Raw genomic sequence first — 18770 nt, 5'->3', positions numbered from 1 at the left:
GGAGGTTTATGGATGAAATTTCGTTTGATCTGGAATCAAGAAAAGGATGTGACGGAAGTAGACGTCATCAGCCATCCACATAATCAAGAACGTTTACAAAAAATTGTATCAATGCTGGAGACTAGTACATCTCTAACGGTCAAAGATCCAAAAAATGATCGGCAGTCTCTTTTACCATTAGAACAAATTGAAGCGATCTCTGCGCTTGGACATCTGTCAAAGGTGATCACGACTCAGGGTACGACGTATTTTCTCAGTAAACGGCTGAAGGATCTGAAGTCGTTAGAGCGTGAACATTTCTATCGTATCAACAATGCAGTCATTCTCAATTTAGCGCAAGTCGACAGCTTTGTCGCTGGTACGTACGCTCGCTTAGAGGTCGAAACCATCTCGAAAAACAGCTACACCGTCAGTCGTCATTACGCCAAATATATAAAGGAGCGATTCAAATGATCAAGGAACTAAAACATCAATTTATGCAAACAGCTTTTGTCTCTATCGTATGGCTGACACTCATCCTGTCAATCACTCAATGGTCATCCTCTATCCCTTTTCATTACGTGTGGCACATCATTGCCATCGGTACTCTGGCAGGCATCGTCTTTGGGGTCATGTATCCTTTACTATGGAACTACTTTACCTTTCCATCACCCATCAACATTCTGATCTCCACTGTCGTCAATTTAGGATTTCAAGTAGGAGCCGTCGCTTTATATTCGACTGCACTGCTCGAATGGATCATGCCTTATTTTATCGGTATTGCCTTTCTCACATTAGTAGGCCATATCATCGCCTTTCTGTTTTACAAAAAGCAGCAAAATCAAAAAATGGCGCAGGCACTGAATCACCTGAAGCCGCAGCCTTAAAAAAAGAGACCTTATTTGAAAGGTCTCTTTTCTATTATTCTGCTGATGCCTCTTCTGTCGCCTTCCCCTTCCAAATAAGGGTTAAGCCTAACCCAAGAAATAAGACAACACCTGCAAACAGGAATGGGAAATGAATATTTTGATCGAATAATATGCCGCCAAGTGCCGGGCCAAAAATCGTACCAAGGCTTGTGTAGGTAGAGTTCATACCTGCGACAAATCCTTGCTGATTGCCAGCGATTTTTGATAAGAAGGTCGTGAGTGCAGGGCGCAATAAATCGAACGCAAGGAAAATCACACACGTCACGATCAGCACAACCATAAAGCCTGACACGACCGTGGAAACAAAAGCGAGAACTGCTCCAACAATCAAGCATAGTTGAATAACTCGTTTCTCCCCAAGCGCATTCACCATTTTACCAAACACGAGTACTTGGATGATGACGGCTACAATTGAACTGACGGTAATGATAATCGCAATATCCTTCGGACCAAATCCAAACTTGTGATTTGTAAACAAGCTAAAGACCGTTTCATATGCAGATAGTCCAAACGCCAGCACAAACACAATGATGAAAGCGATGAGATAGCTTGGATGGATTGATTTTTTCAAGTCTTTAAAGAAGGTCGAATCCTTCACTTGATCCATTTGTTTCTCTCGCTCTTCTTTTGTTAATGGTTCCTTCAGCATAAACATAGACGAAATCACGGCAATAAATGCAATCCCTGCTGCAAAGAAAAACGGCAGGCGAACGCCATATTCTGCAATAAATCCGCCAATTCCCGGGCCGATGATAAATCCGGTACTAATAGCAGCGGATACATACCCCATTGCCTTTGATCTTTCTTGAACGGTTGTGATATCAGCGACATAGGCAGTGACAGCCGGCATGATAAATGCTGCACTAATACCGCCAAGAACCCTTGCAAAATACAGAACATATACGTGTGTTCCTAAGCCAAAAACGAGTTCTGATAACGCAAATAGAAAAAGGCCTGACACAATCATGATCTTTCTTCCGTATCGGTCTACCCATCTTCCCGCAATAGGTGATGCGATAAGCTGTGCAACGGCAAACGCCGCCACAAGATATCCCATCGTACTGCCCGTTAAATGCATGACATTCATAAAGAGCGGCATGACAGGTATAATCAGACCGATACCTAAAAACGCAATAAATATATTACTTAATAAAATAACAAGTACGGCTTTTTGCTCACGAATCGGTTTTTGCATGATGTTTGTTTCCCCTTTACTGACTCACTTGTTACTCATGATGGTTGATTCCGTGAATAAACAATGAGATCGCCTCTTTTTGTAATTCCTTTTTCTGCTGCATCGTGTCATTTTTATATAACACGTCTAATCCATAGAATACAGAAAGTAATATTTTCACTTTTGATTCAACATGCTGAATCGACCAGCTGCCATCTTCGTTTCCTTCAAGCAGGATGTCTCTCATCACATCATCAAAGTCTACATCAATCTTGTTCAGACGCTCCATGACTTCATCTGATGTAAATGCACTGGCGCAAAATTCTTCACTCGCTCTCATTAGAGGATAGTTAATCCCCATTTGACTAAGCAGCTCTGCAAATCCTGCGAGCTTATCAATGGCCCGGCGCAGCATTTGTTTCTGTTCATGCCACGTCTCCATCATGAATCGATGATCCTCTTCCATAATATGAAGGAACAAAAACTCTTTTCCTTTAAAATGATGATAAAGGTTGCCTTTACTAATCTCAGCCGCCTCTAGAATATCTCGTACGGATGTTTCAGAATATCCTTTTTTTGCAAATAAATCACGTGAAGCGGTGACAATTTTTTGCTTCGTCTTTTCACTTTTTCCAGCCCCGCTCTGTGCACTTGTCATCTATGAACAATCCCTTCTACCTTGCTTTTCTTCACATGGACAAATAAAACCGACCAGTTGGTTTATTTTTTTATTATAAATGGAGATCGCCCGTAATACAATGAAAAAGTCCTCGACTTCCAAAGGAGTGAATCTAAAGTGAAAACAAACAAAACGATCATTTTTGCCATCACCAAAAAGGACGTATACTTGTTTTTCTTTTATGACCTGTTCATTGCCACCTTGGTCTATTACCTGTTTAAAATCAAACCAACTATGTTTTATGAATGCTTAGGGATGACAGGAAGTATTCTTTGTCCATTGTTGATGAGAAAGTGGAGGTAGAAGTCATTTTCTCCTCAAGTCTATCTCTCTTTTATTTAATTTCTCTTAACATTTAACTTCACTTAAATATTAAGATCGCATATAATATAGGAGAAAAGAGGTGATGTCATTGGATGAGGATATCATTCATTACAGCAAAAAAATCATTGAGTACTCAAATGCACTAGGTTCTATCTATGTAGAAGAGTATCAACGATTCTTAAAAAATGAGTATGCAGATTTAACAAGCAAACAAGAACTGACACTTGAATTGCTGCGGTCGAAGACGAGAACAATCAATGAACTAGCTGATTATTTCTCCATTTCATCTAGTGCCGCTAGCCAGCTCATATCAAAGCTTGAACAGCTTGGATATGTGAAAAGAGAGATTAATCCACATAACCGTAGAGAAATCATTGTTGATTTTGCTCAAAAGGGCCATGACTATCATAAAGATATTGAAAAAATTCAGCTGCATCTTATTCAAAAATACTATGCCAAGCTTTCAAAAGAAGATCTAAAAACATTATTATCGCTTTACGAAAAGATCTATCAAATTGCGAAAGAAACGCCTTAACCCGGCGTTTCATGCATGAGTATGTAAGTTAGATAAACGATGAAGGGGATGATCAAATGGACAGGATTCATTTGCAAGATGGACGTCATATTGGTTTGTCTCAATACGGTGATCTTGAAGGATTCCCAGTATTCTTTTTTCATGGGACACCTGGATCGAGAGTGATGTTTTTAGATGATGATCCAATCTCAAAAGAGCTTGGCATTCGTCTCATTTCTTTAGACAGACCTGGTTTTGGTTTATCTGATCCGCAACCGAACCGCACTATTTTAGACTGGGCAAAAGACGTACAGGAAGTGGCCGATCATCTTGACATCTCCCTTTTTTCAGTGATTGGTGTCTCTGGAGGCGGGGCATTCGCTGCTGGTTGTGCCTATCAATTGCCAGACCGCATTCTTTCAGCTGCTCTAGTCTCAAGTACCACCCCATTTCAGGATGGTAAACCGCCTAAAAGTATGCTAAAGGAGAACAAGATTGCCTTTTTCCTCAGTAAAAGAATGCCTTGGCTCTTAAAGGCAAGTTATCGCGCTCAAAAAAAACTAATTGAAAAGAAACCAGAGAAATTCAAGAAACTAACGAAAAAAGGGAACAAACATTTACATCCATCGGATCGGCAATTTCTTCAAACCGATGAGCAACTGGAGCTAATGATGCGGCATTTATACGAAGCTACTCGTCAATCGGTTGATGAATGTATTCATGAACCAGATTTACTCTCACGGTCATGGGCATTCGATATGAAAGATATAAAAATCCCTGTGGATGTCTGGCATGGAAAAGAGGATCAGATGGCCCCTTTTGCAGAGATAGAAAGCATGGCTCCCAACATTCCAAACGCCAAAACGCACTATATCGAGCAAGCAGGACATTTTCTGACTGATATAGATGATGTTTGGAGAGACATTTTACTCTCTTTAAAAAAACGGGCTGAACATCAGGTACACATATAAAAAAGACCCAATGATACGTCGGGTCTTTTTCTTTTTAATACTGCTCGTAATAGGATTGAATTTTATCTGGATCTTTTGTTTTCGTCAGAGCCAGCATGAGTAGAATGCGTGCTTTTTGTGGATTTAATGAATCCGATGAGACAAAATGATGTTCATCATCCATTTTTTCATGTGTGACAATGCCATTTCCTGCACGGCTTGACCTCACAATCACCACGTCTTTTTTCACAGCATCTGTTGCCCCATTGATCGCTTCTGTTGACATCGTTCCATTTCCTGCGGCGGCAACGACAATGCCCTTCGCTCCTGCTTTAACGGCAGCATCATACACATACTTTTGATCATTTTGATAGCCGTATAAGATATCCACTTGCGGCAGCTCTTTTAGCTTTGAAATATCGAATTCGCTGTCAGCTGTATGTTTTCTTGTCGGTTCGTTATAAAAAGAGACAACTTCACCCGCCACTTCTCCAATGTACCCTTGCTCAAGAGACTTGAACGAATCGGTTGTGGTGGTATTTGTCTTCGTAATAAAACGAGCAGAGGCAATTCGGTCATTTAATGTCACCATTACACCTTTGCCTTTGGCTTCTTTTGTCGAAGCAATTTTCACTGCATGATACAGGTTAAGCGGGCCATCCGCACTAATGGCAGATGCCGGCCTCATGGAACCCACGACCACCACAGGCTTATCACTTTTTACAACCAAATGTAAAAAATAGGCCGTTTCTTCTAATGTATCTGTACCATGTGTCACCACAATGCCATCCACTTGATCATCATTTAAAAGCTGATTGACTCGTTTAGCTAATTTTAAAAGAAGAGCGTTATCCACATTTTCACTGCCGACGTTCGCTACTTGCTCACCCGTGACATTTGCAATATCCTTCAGCTGTGGTACGGAAGCAATGACTTTATCGATTCCAAGTGCACCAGATTTATATCCAGTCGTATCCGTATTACTGTCTGAACTACCGGCAATCGTTCCGCCTGTTGCCAGCACCTTAATATTGGATAAAGACTTATTCCCTGTCTCAACAGCCGTGTTTTTTTCTTTTGTTTCACTGGTAGTGCTTTCTTGATTACTTTGATTATTCTCTTGAGTGCTATCGTTCGCACAAGCTGCGGTCACCAATAGTGAAACAGTAAGAAGGGCAGCACCAAACCATTTTGTTACGTTCATAAGATCATCTCTTTTCTTAAATGTGATGAATAATTATCTGTCTATAGGGTTTACTTTATACCATTCCTTCATTCATCAGCATGAGGTGAAAGTCACAGAACCAAATAAAGGAAAAAGGACACTATTATCAAAATTTATTTATATCTTAATACCTAAATTGACTTCAGAAATTGTTCTCGACCCATTTATGATAAAATATAGGAAATCTTACAAAAAAGGAGTACATACAGTGCGTTCCGTTCAACCATTTTACAAAATCCTACTCACACTATTCTTCAGTTCCATTTTACTCAGCTTGTTCGTATGTTTATATCCACCGATTCAGGGCGAGCCTGCGTTTATGATGCTTTACACTCCCATCTTTTTTGTTTATTATTTCATCTTTGCGGTACCTTTACAGTTGTTGTTTTCTTTACAGCCCAAGGCTTTTCATCCTCTTTATTTAGCGGCTTACTTACTGATAGCAATGATTGTCATGCTTTTTGTTATGGATGGAATTGAGAGCTCAACATCCCTTCCGATTATAATTGTCAGCAGTCTCATCTACTGGACCTGCGATTCTTTCATTCATCAAAGAATGCATAAAAAAAACACCTAATGTGTAGGTGTTTTTATCTATTCTAGTATGTGTTGATAGTGCTCCACATTATCCAAGACCTCTTTCGGCTCGGTGACCTACTGATGTGATCATGGGTTTTGAATGATGAATAAGAGTCGCTAAGAGAATCTATCCTCAGTGACTGGAACTTTTTATTTCATGCTTGTACCAGCGTGTGAAAAAATGGGGTCCTTCAATTCAAAATCAAATGTCTTCCCATCAACGATACCAACTGTTTTTGAACTGTCGTAAAGCTCAAGCAAGCACGCTGCCATTTCTTTTGATGTGTGATATTTCTTAATAGTACCTTCATATTCGAATTGATCGACATCTAATGAACGCTTTGCAAATTCCGATTCTGTCGCAGCAGGCGCTAATACTTTTGCCTGTAATTTGGCTCCTTTTTCTTTCAATTCTAGGGCCAGCCCTTCTGTAAAGGCGCTCACATAAAATTTCGTTGCTGAATAAGTGACAGCATTGGCGACGACGGTATAACCCGCTCTTGAAGAGATATTGATTAGCTGCGTCCCCTCTTTTTGCTCATAATCACGGACAAACAGAGTGGATAAAATCGTTAACGCTTCAATATTGAGATGAAGCATGTCCCCAATTTTTCTCACATCCTGCTCTCCTATTGAACCAAAATGGCCAAACCCGGCATTATTAATGAACGTATCCAGCTCATCACCAGCTAATGACTCATAGAAAGAATACACTTGCTCTCTGTCTGTTAAATCAACAGACTGGACTTTCACTTGAATATCGGGATATTTTTCTAGAATCTTTTCTTTCAGTTCTTGGAGTTTATCAAGCCGGCGTGCAGCTAAGATCAGATTTTTTCCTCTTGCTGCAAAGGCCAAAGCCGTTTCATACCCAATACCTGAACTTGCCCCTGTAATGACTGTATAGCCCATTGTATATCCCCCTATTCGTATCTTCTAGCTGTTTAAAGTATAGCGAGAGCATGTGACTCTAGTCAATTTTGAAGAGATTCAAAGAGTCATGAACAACTGAACGTTCAGCTTTTAATCGGTTTCTTTTGAATCATGTTGGAGGATAGCCTGCTGAGCTTTTTTTGTTAATTTGTGAAAAACCAGTTGATAGGAATGTTCAATTAGCTCTTCGACAAATGAAGATGGAATATCTGCATCAAGATAAATAGAATTCCAATGCGTCTTATTCATGTAATAGCCGGGAATAATTCCTTCATGCATTTCTCTTAATTCTTCAGCGCGTTGCGGATCACATTTTAAAGTGATGACTGGCTTGCGATCGACATCTCCCCCCATCATGGCGAACATCTTTCCACCTATATGATAACGATCTGCCTGCCACTCATGTTGATAGTCGTGGGTTGCTCCTTGTAAAGAAAGACAAAATGCCTGTAGTGTCTCTTTTTTCATTCTATTAGCTCCTTTTTAGATGTCTTCTATCTTTCTATTATATCGACAGCTGCGATTGTTGTATCTATACTTCTTTTCAAGACGTCAGCAAGAACACAAAAAAAGCACAGAAATAAAGGTCTGTGCTTTTTACTGATATCCGAATATTTCTTATTCAAACGCCTTCTTAAGCTGATCGCTCATCAAATGCCAAGCCTCTTCAGCTATCTTTAAATCTCCGGCATGAGTGAACGCATGAGGAACTCCTTTAAATTGTTTGTATGTGACATCTACCCCTGCTTCTTTTAACCTGTCCGCATAATGCTCAGCTTCTTCAGCTAGTGAATCCTTCTCAGCTGTGATAACAAGAGCTGGGGGCATTTGTGCTAACACTTCTCTCTCCGCAAAGACTGGAGAAACGAGCGGATTGTGCGGATCTTGACCTTGCAGGTAGAAGGCATTAAACAGTCTCGCCATTTCAACTGGAATTGCTTCTTCAAACGCTGGCTTTTGTGCTGGATCAGTAGCTAAATCAAGCGGCGGATAGTCAAGCACTTGATAGACAATCGGAAGTTTGTTCCCTTTTTGGATATCAAGCAGACAAACCGCTGTTGCCAAATTCCCACCTGCACTATGTCCACCAATGGCTAATCGATTTGGGTCTATTTGTAGTTCATCAGGATGTTCATATAACCATTTCATCACATCGTAGCATTCATGAAGAGCGGCTGGGAAAGGGTGTTCCGGTGCCAGCTGATACTCCACATTGACGACGATACACTCCGCACGATCTGCTATGACCGGACACCAGTGATTATCCATTTCAGCACTTCCAAGTATAAAACCGCCCCCATGCAAATTCACGAAAACAGGTAGGGGTTGTTTCAATGTTTTCACAGGTTTAAATACCCACACCTTTGTTTCACCAGCACCCGTTGGGATATCATATTCCATTTTGTTCACTTCAGGAGGGTGGACTGGCTTTAGTTCTGATTGACCAGCTAATGAATCTTCAGGTGGTTGGCGTAATGACTCAGCCATTTTGATTTGTTCGTCTAAGTTCATGATCTCAGCTCCTATCTTATTCTTTTATCTCTATCCATTCGTTACGAATTTCGCCTTTTCCTTCAATGTCGTCAGAGAGTCGTTGCTTTTTATCTATCTCCCCATTTTCATCGCATTTGAAACAAGCATTCACCCCTATGAATAAAAAAAGCACTGCGGCGCTAAGTCCTCAGTGCTTTTCATATATTATGATACTTGTTGTTCTACTTTCACTCGTTTAATAAAGAAAGCAATCACCAAGCCAATCACTGTCATAATGACAGCAAAGATAAAGGCATGCTGGACGCCATTTGTAAAGGCGAGCAGCTGATTGACTGGATTTGCGGGATCAGCCACATTTTGCATAAAACTGCGAGCTCCTGATGAAAGGATCGAGATACCAACCGCAGTCCCAATCGCTCCTGACACTTGCTGCAATGTATTCATAATCGCTGTACCGTGCGGATATAGCTCTGGCGGCAGCTGATTCAAACCGTTTGTTTGGGCAGGCATCATGATCATCGCAATCCCAACCATTAACGTAATATGAAGCGTCACGATATAACCGATTGACGTATTCATACTTAAGTTCGTGAAGCCAAACATGGTCGCTGCAACGATGACAAGACCTGGGATGACAAGCCATTTCGGCCCAAATTTATCAAAAAGCCCACCCATGATTGGCGATAGCAGTCCATTGATAATTCCACCTGGCAATAGCATTAAACCAGCTGTAAATGTAGACAGTGCCAAGGACGTTTGCAGATATAATGGCAAAATCATCATAGCAGACAGCATCACCATCATACACACTAAGATCAGAAGTAACCCGATCACAAACATTGGATATTTAAATGGGCTTAAATTCAACATCGGTTCTTTCATGTTTAACTGTCTTAGGGAGAACACAAGAATGCCAATGACACCTACAACAATCGCCACAATCACATGCATACTGCTCCAGCCGCCGCCTTCACCGGCACTGCTAAAGCCATACACAATTCCACCGAAACCGATGGTTGATAGCACAATAGATAAAATGTCGATTTTCGGTCTTGTGGGTTCCGTAATATTTTGCATAAAAATATACCCAAATACGAGTGCAGCAACTAATAACGGAAGCGAAATCCAAAAAATCCAATGCCATGTTAACGATTTAAGAATCAGACCAGAGACCGTTGGACCAACTGCTGGGGCAAACATAATGACAAGACCAATAATCCCCATTGATCTACCTCTTTTATGAGGCGGAATGATGACCAAAATCGTATTAAACATCAATGGAAGGAGCAAGGCTGTTCCTACTGCCTGCACCACACGTGCCACCATTAAAATACTGAAGACTGGTGCAACTGCGGCAATAAATGTACCGATGATCGAAAAGACCAGTGAGGTGATGAAAAGCTGTCTTGTTGTAAACCATTGAAGAATGAGGCCAGAAATCGGAACGAGAATACCTAGTGTTAATAAATAGCCGGTTGTCAGCCACTGAGCAGTCGTTGCTTCAATACCAAAGTCTAATGTTAAACTTCTCAGCGCCATGTTTAATGCCGTTTCACTGAACAGTCCAATAAATCCAGCTGTGATAAATGAAATAATAATGGGCAGCGTTCGAATGTCGGAAGCTGCTGTTTGCTGTTTGTTCATATTAAGTTGGCTCCTTTTCTTTTTCAATTTTGATGAACCATAAGTAGTTAGGCTGGACAGAAATGAGCCACTTCAATGTCTAGGAAAAGACAGACAAAACCTGTCTTTCTGCAGCGAATTGTGCAATTTTTTCGATTGAGTAGCCGGATTCATGAATATAAAACATGAGTTCAGGCGTCATTGGAGAGGACATACATAATGTCGTCAACTCAATGTCTTGTATGTTCGCTTCTCCTTTTTCTTTCGCTTCCTCGAGCAAATTACGAATGATTTGTTTGAGTGATTGACTGTAATGAGAATCATATACTTTACTTGTCTGCTCTAAGTTCCCAGAGATTGTGAGCATGCGAATCCAATCTAAATGATGACCGACGATGAGATGAATTTCTTCAAGAACATATCGTAAACGCTCACGAACCGGCTGATCACTGATTTTACTTAAGTAAAGATGCAACGCAGGGATCAGTTGTTCAAATTTTTCTCCAAGGATCGAAAGGCATAAATCACTTTTATTGGCATATCGGCGGTAAAGAGTACCCTGTCCAACACCAGCTGTTTTAGCAATTTTATGCATACTGACATTCTCTACACCAAACTCTTGAAACAAAGAAAAAGCGACCTCTTCAATTTCCTTTCCAATATCCTTTTCCATGATGCTTCACCTTCTTTACCTTCATCCACCTTGCATATATCTCTATGTGTAAATCAAATTTCTTTCATTTTCATTAGGACAATTGTACCGGTATTATCTTACGGACAACTGTCCGCTTTGTCAATCATTATTTTTTACCTATCAATTTTCTTTTCATTCTATTAAAAAAACACACTGTTTATCATTATTTAGACCGATTTTCCATTTTGAGAGAATCATGTATGATCAAAAAGAAAACGCTTTCAAAAAGAGAGGGGAATGCCTACATGTCTTACCGTGTAAAACGAATGTTGATGCTGCTTGTCACTGGATTATTCTTAAGTTTGTCCACATTTGCTGCAAGTGCCTCGGCACAAACGGGCGGGTCGTTTTATGAACCGTTCAACAACTATAATACCGGGTTATGGCAAAAAGCCGATGGGTACTCGAACGGAAATATGTTTAACTGTACGTGGCGCGCAAACAATGTCTCCATGACGTCGTTAGGAGAAATGCGATTATCGCTCACAAGTCCTTCCTATAATAAGTTTGACTGCGGAGAAAACCGTTCTACTCAAACATATGGCTATGGGCTTTATGAAGTCAGCATGAAACCAGCCAAAAATGTTGGGATCGTGTCTTCGTTCTTTACTTATACGGGACCGACTGATGGTACACCTTGGGATGAAATCGACATCGAATTTCTAGGAAAAGATACGACAAAGGTTCAGTTTAACTATTATACCAACGGTGTCGGAAATCATGAAAAAATCGTCAACCTTGGTTTTGATGCAGCAAACTCTTATCACACATATGCGTTCGACTGGCAGCCTAACTCAATTAAATGGTATGTGGACGGTCAATTAAAACATACGGCTACTACTCAAATCCCTCAAACACCGGGAAAGATTATGATGAACTTATGGAATGGTGCAGGTGTCGATGAATGGCTCGGCTCCTACAACGGTGTTACTCCACTTTACGCTCATTACAATTGGGTGCGTTACACAAAAAGATAACCACATCACAAAACCTGTGACAAGTCACAGGTTTTTCTTCATTTAAATAGAGCTCGTTTTTAATTGATGAACTAGTTTTTGTTCATAACTGTGGATAATATCTTCATAACTTTCGATCTTGTAATCTAACCGTTTAATCGTTTCTTCGATTTCCTTTTGTTTGTCTACGAGTCTTTCTCTCTCATTGACCAAAATCCTCTTCCTTGAGGACAATGTACGATCCTCTCCCTCGATAAATAAAGCCGTATATTCTCTAAGAGCATCAATTGACAGACCCGCATTTCTCATACATTTAATAAATTCTATCCACTGAATATCTTCTTCTGTATAATCACGAACACCATTTTCATCACGCCTAATCGGTCTAATTAAACCTATATTCTCATAATACCTGAGCGTAGCAGTAGATAAATCGAGCTGCTTGGCGGCTTGTGCTATTTTCATTGTTTTCACCCTTCCCTTCTTTCTCTTACTTGACGATCTCCCTTTTCCCATCATCTCCATTTTTATCGAGAAGACAAGATACTTTTGGCTCAAATCTTGATTCAAGGCTGATGCTAAAGCCTGAATTGAGGCGATCAGAGGGTTCTATGTTGACTTAAAGTTCACTTTAAGACGTACAGTATAGAGGAAGGACCGAATCTTACTTTTGAAAGGATGATCAAGAATGTGTCAGACGCACCAATCAAACGTTTTAAGTGTTTCCCATGCAAAAGCAAACTTTGAACGGACAACCATTGAACGAAGAGCACTTCGTCCACATGATATTTTAATTGATATTCAGTTTAGCGGGATCTGTCATTCAGATATCCACAGTGCCTTTGATGAATGGGGCGGCGGTATTTTCCCAATGGTTCCGGGTCATGAGATTACTGGAGTTGTTTCAGCTGTTGGGGATGCTGTCACGAAATTCAACATTGGTGATCGTGTAGGCGTCGGTTGTTTTGTCGATTCTTGCGGTACATGTGAATATTGCCAAAATGGAGATGAACAATATTGCAAGAAAGGAGTCGTTCAAACTTATAATAACCTGGATTATGATGGAGAACCAACTTACGGCGGCTACAGTCAGAAAATTGTTGTGACAGAACGATTTGTTGTCAATATTCCTGACCAGCTTTCCCTCGATGTCGCCAGCCCCCTTCTTTGTGCCGGCATCACAACGTATTCTCCTTTAAAACACTGGAAGGCTGGGCCTGGCAAAAAAGTGGCGATTGTCGGAATGGGCGGTCTAGGTCATGTCGCCATTCAATTTGCACGCGCTCTTGGCGCTGAAGTGACTGTATTAAGTCGTTCTTTGAATAAAAAAGAAGAGGCGCTGTCATTTGGTGCAAAAGACTATTTTGCTACAAGTGACCCTGATACGTTTAAGACACTAGCCGGTCAATATGACCTCATTCTCAATACCGTCTCTGCCAATATCAACGTGGATGCCTATTTGTCCTTACTTCGTGTTGACGGAACATTAGTAAACGTCGGTGCACCACCAAAGCCAGACAACTTCCATGTGTTTTCATTAATTACGGGACGTCGCAGCATCGCCGGCTCACTCGTTGGCGGCATCCAAGAAACACAAGAAATGCTCGATTTCGCAGCTGCTCACAATATCGCACCACAAATTGAAGTGATCAACGCAAACCAAGTCGATGAAGCATATGAACGTGTGCTCAATAGTGATGTGCGTTATCGGTTTGTGATTGATATTTCGACATTATGATCGGATTCTATTTGGAAAGACCAGCTCAATGGCTGGTCTTTTTTTAATGGTGGATATTCTGTTTTTCTTGTAGCAAGGATTCTTGAGGATATGATCAAAAACCATCCGAAATTCACATGAAAAAACCTCTCTTTTTTAGAACCAAATTCATTGACAAAAAATAAATAAACATGTTATTATTAAAAATTTGATTATTTTACCTATAAGTGTGGTACCCTTAAAGTAGATACATGATATGGAGGCGGATGATATGTTTCAAATTGGTGATAACATTGTTTATCCAATGCACGGAGCAGGTATAATTGAAGCCATAGAAGAAAAAGAATTCTCTGATGAAAAACAATCGTATTATGTCATTAAGATGGCCGTTAGCCATATGAAAGTGATGATTCCTACAAGGAAGATGTCCAGGTCAAGAATAAGACCTGTTACAGATATACTTGCCTTAAAGAACATTATGCACACTTTTCAAAATGGAACATCAGATAAGTTACTACCATGGAAAGAGAGATATAAAATCAACACAGACAAAATCAAAACGGGCCACATACTAGAAGGCGCTGAAGTGGTACGTGATCTCATGCGGATGAAGAAAGAAAAAAAACTGAATGCAAGCGAAAAGAAAATGCTTGACGATGCTCATGGTTATTTGCTTAGTGAGCTAGAAGTCATCAAAGGAATCACTGAAAAACAAATCAAGAGTTTCTGCTAACATTGTCTACCTGCTTCCCCATTTTTTGAATACATTTTCTCTACGAACAAATCCCTCTATCTTCGACCAGTAAAGAAAAAAGAATTTATTTAGGCAAATTCCGCATATTGTAAATCCAATATGCTATACTGTTGATAAACCTTTGAAGCATGAATTTTTTTACGATTACCTTGTAACATCTCCCTACTTGTACGTTGAGTAGGGTTTTTTATTGCAGAAATAAATGAAAACACAAAAAAACAGGCTCTCTACAGAGAACCTGTTTTAAAAAATGAAGATTAAGCAGTTTTTTGAACGTTAGCAGCTTGAGCTCCACGAGAACCTTGCTCTACGTCAAAAGTTACTTTTTGACCTTCGTCTAAAGATTTGAATCCGTCACCTTGGATAGCTGAGAAATGTACGAATACATCGTCTCCTTCTTCACGTTCGATAAATCCAAAACCTTTTTCTGCGTTAAACCATTTTACTGTACCTTGTTCCATGTTTGTTGCCTCCTAGTGCGTTACCACACAATGTATTATACTATCCTTGCCCAAAGTATCCTCAAGACGAAAAGTCTTTCTTCATGCTATCCTTTACGCCGAACAAAAATAATTATTCTTATTGTAACATGAATCGGAAATTATTGCAATTTAGGATTTAAAAGAGCACCGAATGTGCTATGGTAACACAAATAAGACAGAGATTTAATGATGAAATGTTTATTTAGCTATGTTCAATCATTTGTGCATAAAATCAGCTTTTTTCAGCATGAAAAGAAATCTTTATCTAAATTCTCTCTAAAATCGATTGGACAAAGTTAGTTTTTCCCTCGGCATATTTGTGTTTGTCATTTTTAATTAAGCTAGATAGGTTCAGTTTGAGTTGCTCGTACTCAATTCTTACTAATTTGTTACTTCTTAAATAATCCCTGAAATTTAACTGTTCAAGTAAATATCTATTACCTGTTTGATACATATGAATTTGGTGAGTACGTGGTTCTCCTTTGTTAAAATAGTGTCTCTCAGGTAAAACTTTGGTCCCTCTATATGAATAACCAAGCCCTTGCAAAGCTGTTACACACTGTTTCCCGTCAAAAAAACAATCTATTTCAATCGCAATATCAATAATGGGTTTCGCACTCAAACCATTAACTGCTGTACTTCCAATATGATGCACATTCACTGTATACTGACCAATGACCTCTACTATGCGTTTCTTTTCCCTTTCAAATTCTTTGCCCCATTCAGCAGACCAGGGAACTAAAAAAACTTCCCCTCTTGGCAATCCAAGCATAAGCTCAACCCCACCTTATCATTTCGTTGTTTAGTTGGAAATTTCAATAGTTTGAAGCCATTCGATCGATTAGAATGACATTTATTATATGATAACTCATACAAAAAGCCCACTCACATAAGATGAGTGGACTTTTTCGTTCAGAAACTATAAAAATCATTAATACAGCCACGAACCCGAATCAAGAAAATTTCTATTTATACAAAGGTGTACAACTACATATTTTCCGACTCAAGTCTGTTTAACCAGTTATGGACTAATGAATGAAACACATCGGGTTGTTCAATCTGCAGGTTGTGACCAGCCATATCAAGCACTGCAAAAGTGGCCCTTGGATAGTCTTCGATCAGCCGCCACGCATCTTGATATCCGACTACATCGTCCTGACGCCCTGTGATCATGAGCGTGGGATATTGAAATTCAGCTGAAATGTCAAAGGTATAGCCATACCCATTTTGAAGAATGTTATTGATGAATTCATGATTTGTTTGTTTAGAAGGAAGGTAAATTTCATCGCGGAATCTTTCCCATTCCATCTTTCCTTGCACAACGGCCATGGAGCAAAATTCATCCGCCTCTTCTGAAGACAGTTGTGAAATTAAGTGACTGTCACTTTTTAGAACAGTCTTCTCTGGCACGACTCTTTTATCGAATACAGGTATAGTCATTGGGGCCACAAGCAGTAATCCACGAACGATTTCCCGGCGTGAATGAACAATACCTCTAGCTATGTACCCCCCATACGAATAACCACAAACAATCAACTGTTCATCAGGGATCATCTCGTCCAAAAGACGCAATACCGCTTCTAACATATCATCTGAGTTCTGAATAGACGGATGCGGCTTGGAACGTCCCATCCCCGGTAAGTCTATGTATATTCTTTTCCAACCGTTTTGTTTTTCAAATACCGGTTCCAATGCATGTAACATCACTTGATGGTCAAGTGTCCAACCATGCAATATCACGATCGGAAATCCTTCTCCAATGACTTTATGGTAAATTGACATGTATTTGCATCCCCTTTTCTAGCGCTTTCCTAGTAATCTCAAGATTTTTTGTTGTTTTTCTTCATCATAGCTTAAAGTGAATAAAATCTTTGTTAGGAAGCTATGCTATGATTCCCCAACGAACTTCTCACGTAGATGGATTTTATTATGGCTTTGATTTTTCCAATTGGTTTTCACCCCATAAAAGAAGTTGTTCGAATATAGGGATCAGCTCTAGTCCTGCCTCAGTCAATGAATATTCTACTCTTGATGGAACTTCATTATACTGAACTCGTTGAACAATTCCGTTTTCAATCAGGTCCTTTAATGATTGATTGAGCATTGTTCCTGTAATTCCATACACTTTACGCTTTAACTCATTATATCGAATCTCCTTGTAACTACATAGTACAGCTAAGATTTTTAAATTCCATTTTCCCGCTAATATATTTAATGCATAACTCGCTGGAGCTATCGCTTTATTCAGCTCACTTTCAGTCATATTTTATCCACCCCTTCGTCAGTTTTTCCTTCCTTAAGCAGTTTATATTGCGTACTTGTTAAATCAATTCCATTTATTATAATCAAATATGTAAACCGTGTCATCCATGTAATAGAGAGCTAAATTGATTATAAAAATCCTTCAAGTTAATACTTTTTCAAGGAGATGGAGTGAGTAAATGAAAAATGAGAAGATGCGCGCTGCACAATACACTAATTATGGATCACCGAATGTTCTTTTTGAAGATTTTATATCAAGACCAGTTATAGAACCTGGAGAAGTACTCATTCGTGTACATGGGTCGAGTGTAAACTCAATGGATACACTGTTTCGATCAGGTAAGTTAAAACTATTAACGGGTAATCAATTCCCTAAAGGGACAGGAGCAGATTTTTCTGGAGAGGTTGTTGAAGTAGGGTCGAACGTAAAAAGTTATCAATTAGGTGATAATGTGTGGGGGGTTCTCCCTATTAATTTAAGGAACCAAATTGGTAGTGCTGCTGAATATGTAGCTATATCACCTGAGAAAATATCTAAAACTCCTATAAAGATTGATCTCATACAAGCCGCGGCATTGCCTGGCGTAGGTGCTACTGCAATTATTGCCTTAAAATATAAAGCGAACCTTAGAAAAGGAGAAAAGTTACTTGTACGTGGTGCAAGTGGTGGGGTCGGAAGCATTGCGATTCAAATTGGAAAAATGTTAGGTGCTCATGTAACTGCTCTTGCAAACGAAAAACATCTTACTTTTCTTCAGGAGCTAGGTGCAGACGAAGTATTTGATTATAAAGAAACATCTCCTACTGATCTTAAAAAGTTTGATGTAGTCATGGACACTGTGGGAACTGACCTTAAACATTATAGACGCTTGCTTGCAAAGAACGGTAGAATGGTTACTATTGGATTTCCTAGTTTTTCGTCCTTCATATATATATTAACTTCAACTATTTTCGGCTCTCGTAGAGTTCGCACATTCAGCGCAAACCCCAAAAATGAAATTTTAAAAGAATTAGCATCTTATGTAGATTCCAACAAGGTCAGACCAGTTGTTGATAGCATTTATCGTTTATCTGATGTTGCCAAAGCACATCATTCCTTAGAAACTGGAGGTGGACGGGGAAAACGTATCATAAATTTACTTGATAAAAAATAAACCATCAATTGACATGACATTAATTTTTCTGTTGCAAAAGGTACATGCTTGGTAGCCATTTCAAATCTTCCAGCTCTTCTAAAGTATTCAGCTGCTTCTAATTCAAAATCTTCAATATCACTATACATTTTCCTACTTTTTAAGAACCCAAAACATCGGTCTAACAAATGCTTATCTTCTTTTAAATACAGACCTTGAAGATTATTAAATTTCGAAATATACTCGACATCCATACAATGAAAATATTTCACATTTTATGACGAATTTGTAACAAAACCAAACTTAGGGGGAAAGTTTAAAAATTTAACACAGATCATATAATGCTCTTACTCGAGGAATATAATATTA

General features: G+C 39.4%; 23 protein-coding genes. 10 read left to right on the top strand and 13 right to left on the bottom strand.

Annotation, left to right across the window (positions count from 1 at the left end; translation table 11 throughout):
• Positions 1 to 12: 12 nt before the first annotated feature.
• Together MHH31_RS02825 and MHH31_RS02820 are read left to right on the top strand one after the other, a co-directional pair.
• Positions 13 to 453, top strand: coding sequence for a LytTR family DNA-binding domain-containing protein (locus MHH31_RS02825; RefSeq protein WP_116307488.1), 441 nt, complete (start codon positions 13 to 15; stop codon positions 451 to 453).
• Entirely contained in the window at positions 450 to 866 is a 417-nt protein-coding gene (locus MHH31_RS02820; RefSeq protein WP_146271959.1) for a hypothetical protein, read from the top strand. The genes MHH31_RS02825 and MHH31_RS02820 overlap by 4 nt, the downstream gene beginning before the upstream one ends.
• A gap of 34 nt (positions 867 to 900) precedes the next feature.
• Here the strand turns inward: MHH31_RS02820 and MHH31_RS02815 are convergent, their stop codons facing one another.
• Both MHH31_RS02815 and MHH31_RS02810 read right to left on the bottom strand, forming a co-directional pair.
• Positions 901 to 2103, bottom strand: a complete 1203-nt coding sequence (locus MHH31_RS02815) for an MFS transporter (protein ID WP_019743353.1) — start codon at positions 2101 to 2103, stop codon at positions 901 to 903.
• 31 nt (positions 2104 to 2134) lie between these two features.
• A complete protein-coding gene (locus tag MHH31_RS02810; RefSeq protein WP_342495255.1) occupies positions 2135 to 2740 on the bottom strand; it encodes a TetR family transcriptional regulator C-terminal domain-containing protein in 606 nt (201 codons plus the stop codon).
• 138 nt (positions 2741 to 2878) lie between these two features.
• On the opposite strand from MHH31_RS02810, the gene MHH31_RS02805 reads away from it, so the two are divergent.
• The 3 genes from MHH31_RS02805 to MHH31_RS02795 all read left to right on the top strand — a co-directional run bounded on the left by MHH31_RS02805 (position 2879) and on the right by MHH31_RS02795 (position 4570).
• Positions 2879 to 3064, top strand: coding sequence for a hypothetical protein (locus MHH31_RS02805; RefSeq protein ID WP_057078399.1), 186 nt, complete (start codon positions 2879 to 2881; stop codon positions 3062 to 3064).
• 103 nt (positions 3065 to 3167) lie between these two features.
• Positions 3168 to 3620: a MarR family transcriptional regulator gene (locus tag MHH31_RS02800; protein ID WP_019743356.1), complete on the top strand. Its 453-nt coding sequence runs from the start codon at positions 3168 to 3170 to the stop codon at positions 3618 to 3620.
• A 56-nt stretch (positions 3621 to 3676) separates the two neighbouring features.
• Positions 3677 to 4570, top strand: a complete 894-nt coding sequence (locus MHH31_RS02795; RefSeq protein ID WP_342495254.1) for an alpha/beta hydrolase — start codon at positions 3677 to 3679, stop codon at positions 4568 to 4570.
• Positions 4571 to 4604: 34 nt separating this feature from the next.
• Here the strand turns inward: MHH31_RS02795 and MHH31_RS02790 are convergent, their stop codons facing one another.
• A complete protein-coding gene (locus MHH31_RS02790) occupies positions 4605 to 5753 on the bottom strand; it encodes a type II asparaginase (RefSeq protein WP_048001236.1) in 1149 nt (382 codons plus the stop codon).
• 25 nt (positions 5754 to 5778) lie between these two features.
• Here MHH31_RS02790 and MHH31_RS02785 point away from each other — a divergent pair, with 25 nt between their 5' ends.
• Complete coding sequence (locus MHH31_RS02785) at positions 5779 to 6351, top strand: UPF0715 family protein (RefSeq protein ID WP_336619541.1); 573 nt, start codon at positions 5779 to 5781, stop codon at positions 6349 to 6351.
• Between the two features lie 152 nt (positions 6352 to 6503).
• Here the strand turns inward: MHH31_RS02785 and MHH31_RS02780 are convergent, their stop codons facing one another.
• The 5 genes from MHH31_RS02780 to MHH31_RS02760 all read right to left on the bottom strand — a co-directional run bounded on the left by MHH31_RS02780 (position 6504) and on the right by MHH31_RS02760 (position 11076).
• Positions 6504 to 7265 (bottom strand): SDR family NAD(P)-dependent oxidoreductase, encoded by a 762-nt coding sequence (locus MHH31_RS02780; protein ID WP_272511997.1) that lies wholly within the window; start codon positions 7263 to 7265, stop codon positions 6504 to 6506.
• A 111-nt stretch (positions 7266 to 7376) separates the two neighbouring features.
• Complete coding sequence (locus tag MHH31_RS02775) at positions 7377 to 7754, bottom strand: MmcQ/YjbR family DNA-binding protein (protein WP_342495253.1); 378 nt, start codon at positions 7752 to 7754, stop codon at positions 7377 to 7379.
• A gap of 150 nt (positions 7755 to 7904) precedes the next feature.
• Positions 7905 to 8798 (bottom strand): alpha/beta hydrolase, encoded by an 894-nt coding sequence (locus MHH31_RS02770; RefSeq protein ID WP_272511998.1) that lies wholly within the window; start codon positions 8796 to 8798, stop codon positions 7905 to 7907.
• A 186-nt stretch (positions 8799 to 8984) separates the two neighbouring features.
• Positions 8985 to 10424, bottom strand: a complete 1440-nt coding sequence (locus MHH31_RS02765) for a DHA2 family efflux MFS transporter permease subunit (protein ID WP_019743363.1) — start codon at positions 10422 to 10424, stop codon at positions 8985 to 8987.
• A gap of 79 nt (positions 10425 to 10503) precedes the next feature.
• A complete protein-coding gene (locus MHH31_RS02760) occupies positions 10504 to 11076 on the bottom strand; it encodes a TetR/AcrR family transcriptional regulator (protein ID WP_342495252.1) in 573 nt (190 codons plus the stop codon).
• 266 nt (positions 11077 to 11342) lie between these two features.
• Here MHH31_RS02760 and MHH31_RS02755 point away from each other — a divergent pair, with 266 nt between their 5' ends.
• Complete coding sequence (locus MHH31_RS02755) at positions 11343 to 12074, top strand: glycoside hydrolase family 16 protein (RefSeq protein WP_024719190.1); 732 nt, start codon at positions 11343 to 11345, stop codon at positions 12072 to 12074.
• Between the two features lie 42 nt (positions 12075 to 12116).
• Here the strand turns inward: MHH31_RS02755 and MHH31_RS02750 are convergent, their stop codons facing one another.
• Positions 12117 to 12518, bottom strand: coding sequence for a MerR family transcriptional regulator (locus tag MHH31_RS02750; RefSeq protein WP_017366673.1), 402 nt, complete (start codon positions 12516 to 12518; stop codon positions 12117 to 12119).
• A 223-nt stretch (positions 12519 to 12741) separates the two neighbouring features.
• Between MHH31_RS02750 and MHH31_RS02745 the strand changes: the two genes are divergently transcribed.
• Entirely contained in the window at positions 12742 to 13791 is a 1050-nt protein-coding gene (locus MHH31_RS02745; RefSeq protein ID WP_050826995.1) for an NAD(P)-dependent alcohol dehydrogenase, read from the top strand.
• A 250-nt stretch (positions 13792 to 14041) separates the two neighbouring features.
• A complete protein-coding gene (locus tag MHH31_RS02740; protein ID WP_309173839.1) occupies positions 14042 to 14503 on the top strand; it encodes a CarD family transcriptional regulator in 462 nt (153 codons plus the stop codon).
• Between the two features lie 278 nt (positions 14504 to 14781).
• Here the strand turns inward: MHH31_RS02740 and MHH31_RS02735 are convergent, their stop codons facing one another.
• From MHH31_RS02735 to MHH31_RS02720, 4 genes are all read right to left on the bottom strand, one after another.
• Positions 14782 to 14985, bottom strand: a complete 204-nt coding sequence (locus MHH31_RS02735) for a cold-shock protein (protein WP_003214229.1) — start codon at positions 14983 to 14985, stop codon at positions 14782 to 14784.
• A gap of 286 nt (positions 14986 to 15271) precedes the next feature.
• A complete protein-coding gene (locus MHH31_RS02730; RefSeq protein ID WP_144668423.1) occupies positions 15272 to 15778 on the bottom strand; it encodes a GrpB family protein in 507 nt (168 codons plus the stop codon).
• A gap of 215 nt (positions 15779 to 15993) precedes the next feature.
• Entirely contained in the window at positions 15994 to 16788 is a 795-nt protein-coding gene (locus MHH31_RS02725; protein WP_342495251.1) for an alpha/beta hydrolase, read from the bottom strand.
• 145 nt (positions 16789 to 16933) lie between these two features.
• On the bottom strand, positions 16934 to 17269 hold the full coding sequence (locus MHH31_RS02720; RefSeq protein ID WP_342495250.1) for a helix-turn-helix domain-containing protein: 336 nt from the start codon (positions 17267 to 17269) through the stop codon (positions 16934 to 16936).
• Positions 17270 to 17447: 178 nt separating this feature from the next.
• Here MHH31_RS02720 and MHH31_RS02715 point away from each other — a divergent pair, with 178 nt between their 5' ends.
• Positions 17448 to 18422 (top strand): NAD(P)-dependent alcohol dehydrogenase, encoded by a 975-nt coding sequence (locus MHH31_RS02715; RefSeq protein WP_058336374.1) that lies wholly within the window; start codon positions 17448 to 17450, stop codon positions 18420 to 18422.
• Positions 18423 to 18770: the final 348 nt, after the last annotated feature.

The organism is Bacillus sp. FSL K6-1033 (assembly GCF_038630765.1).
Taxonomy (GTDB): Bacteria; Bacillota; Bacilli; order Bacillales; family Bacillaceae; genus Bacillus; species Bacillus altitudinis.
This window is presented reverse-complemented; position numbering and strand designations above follow the sequence as displayed.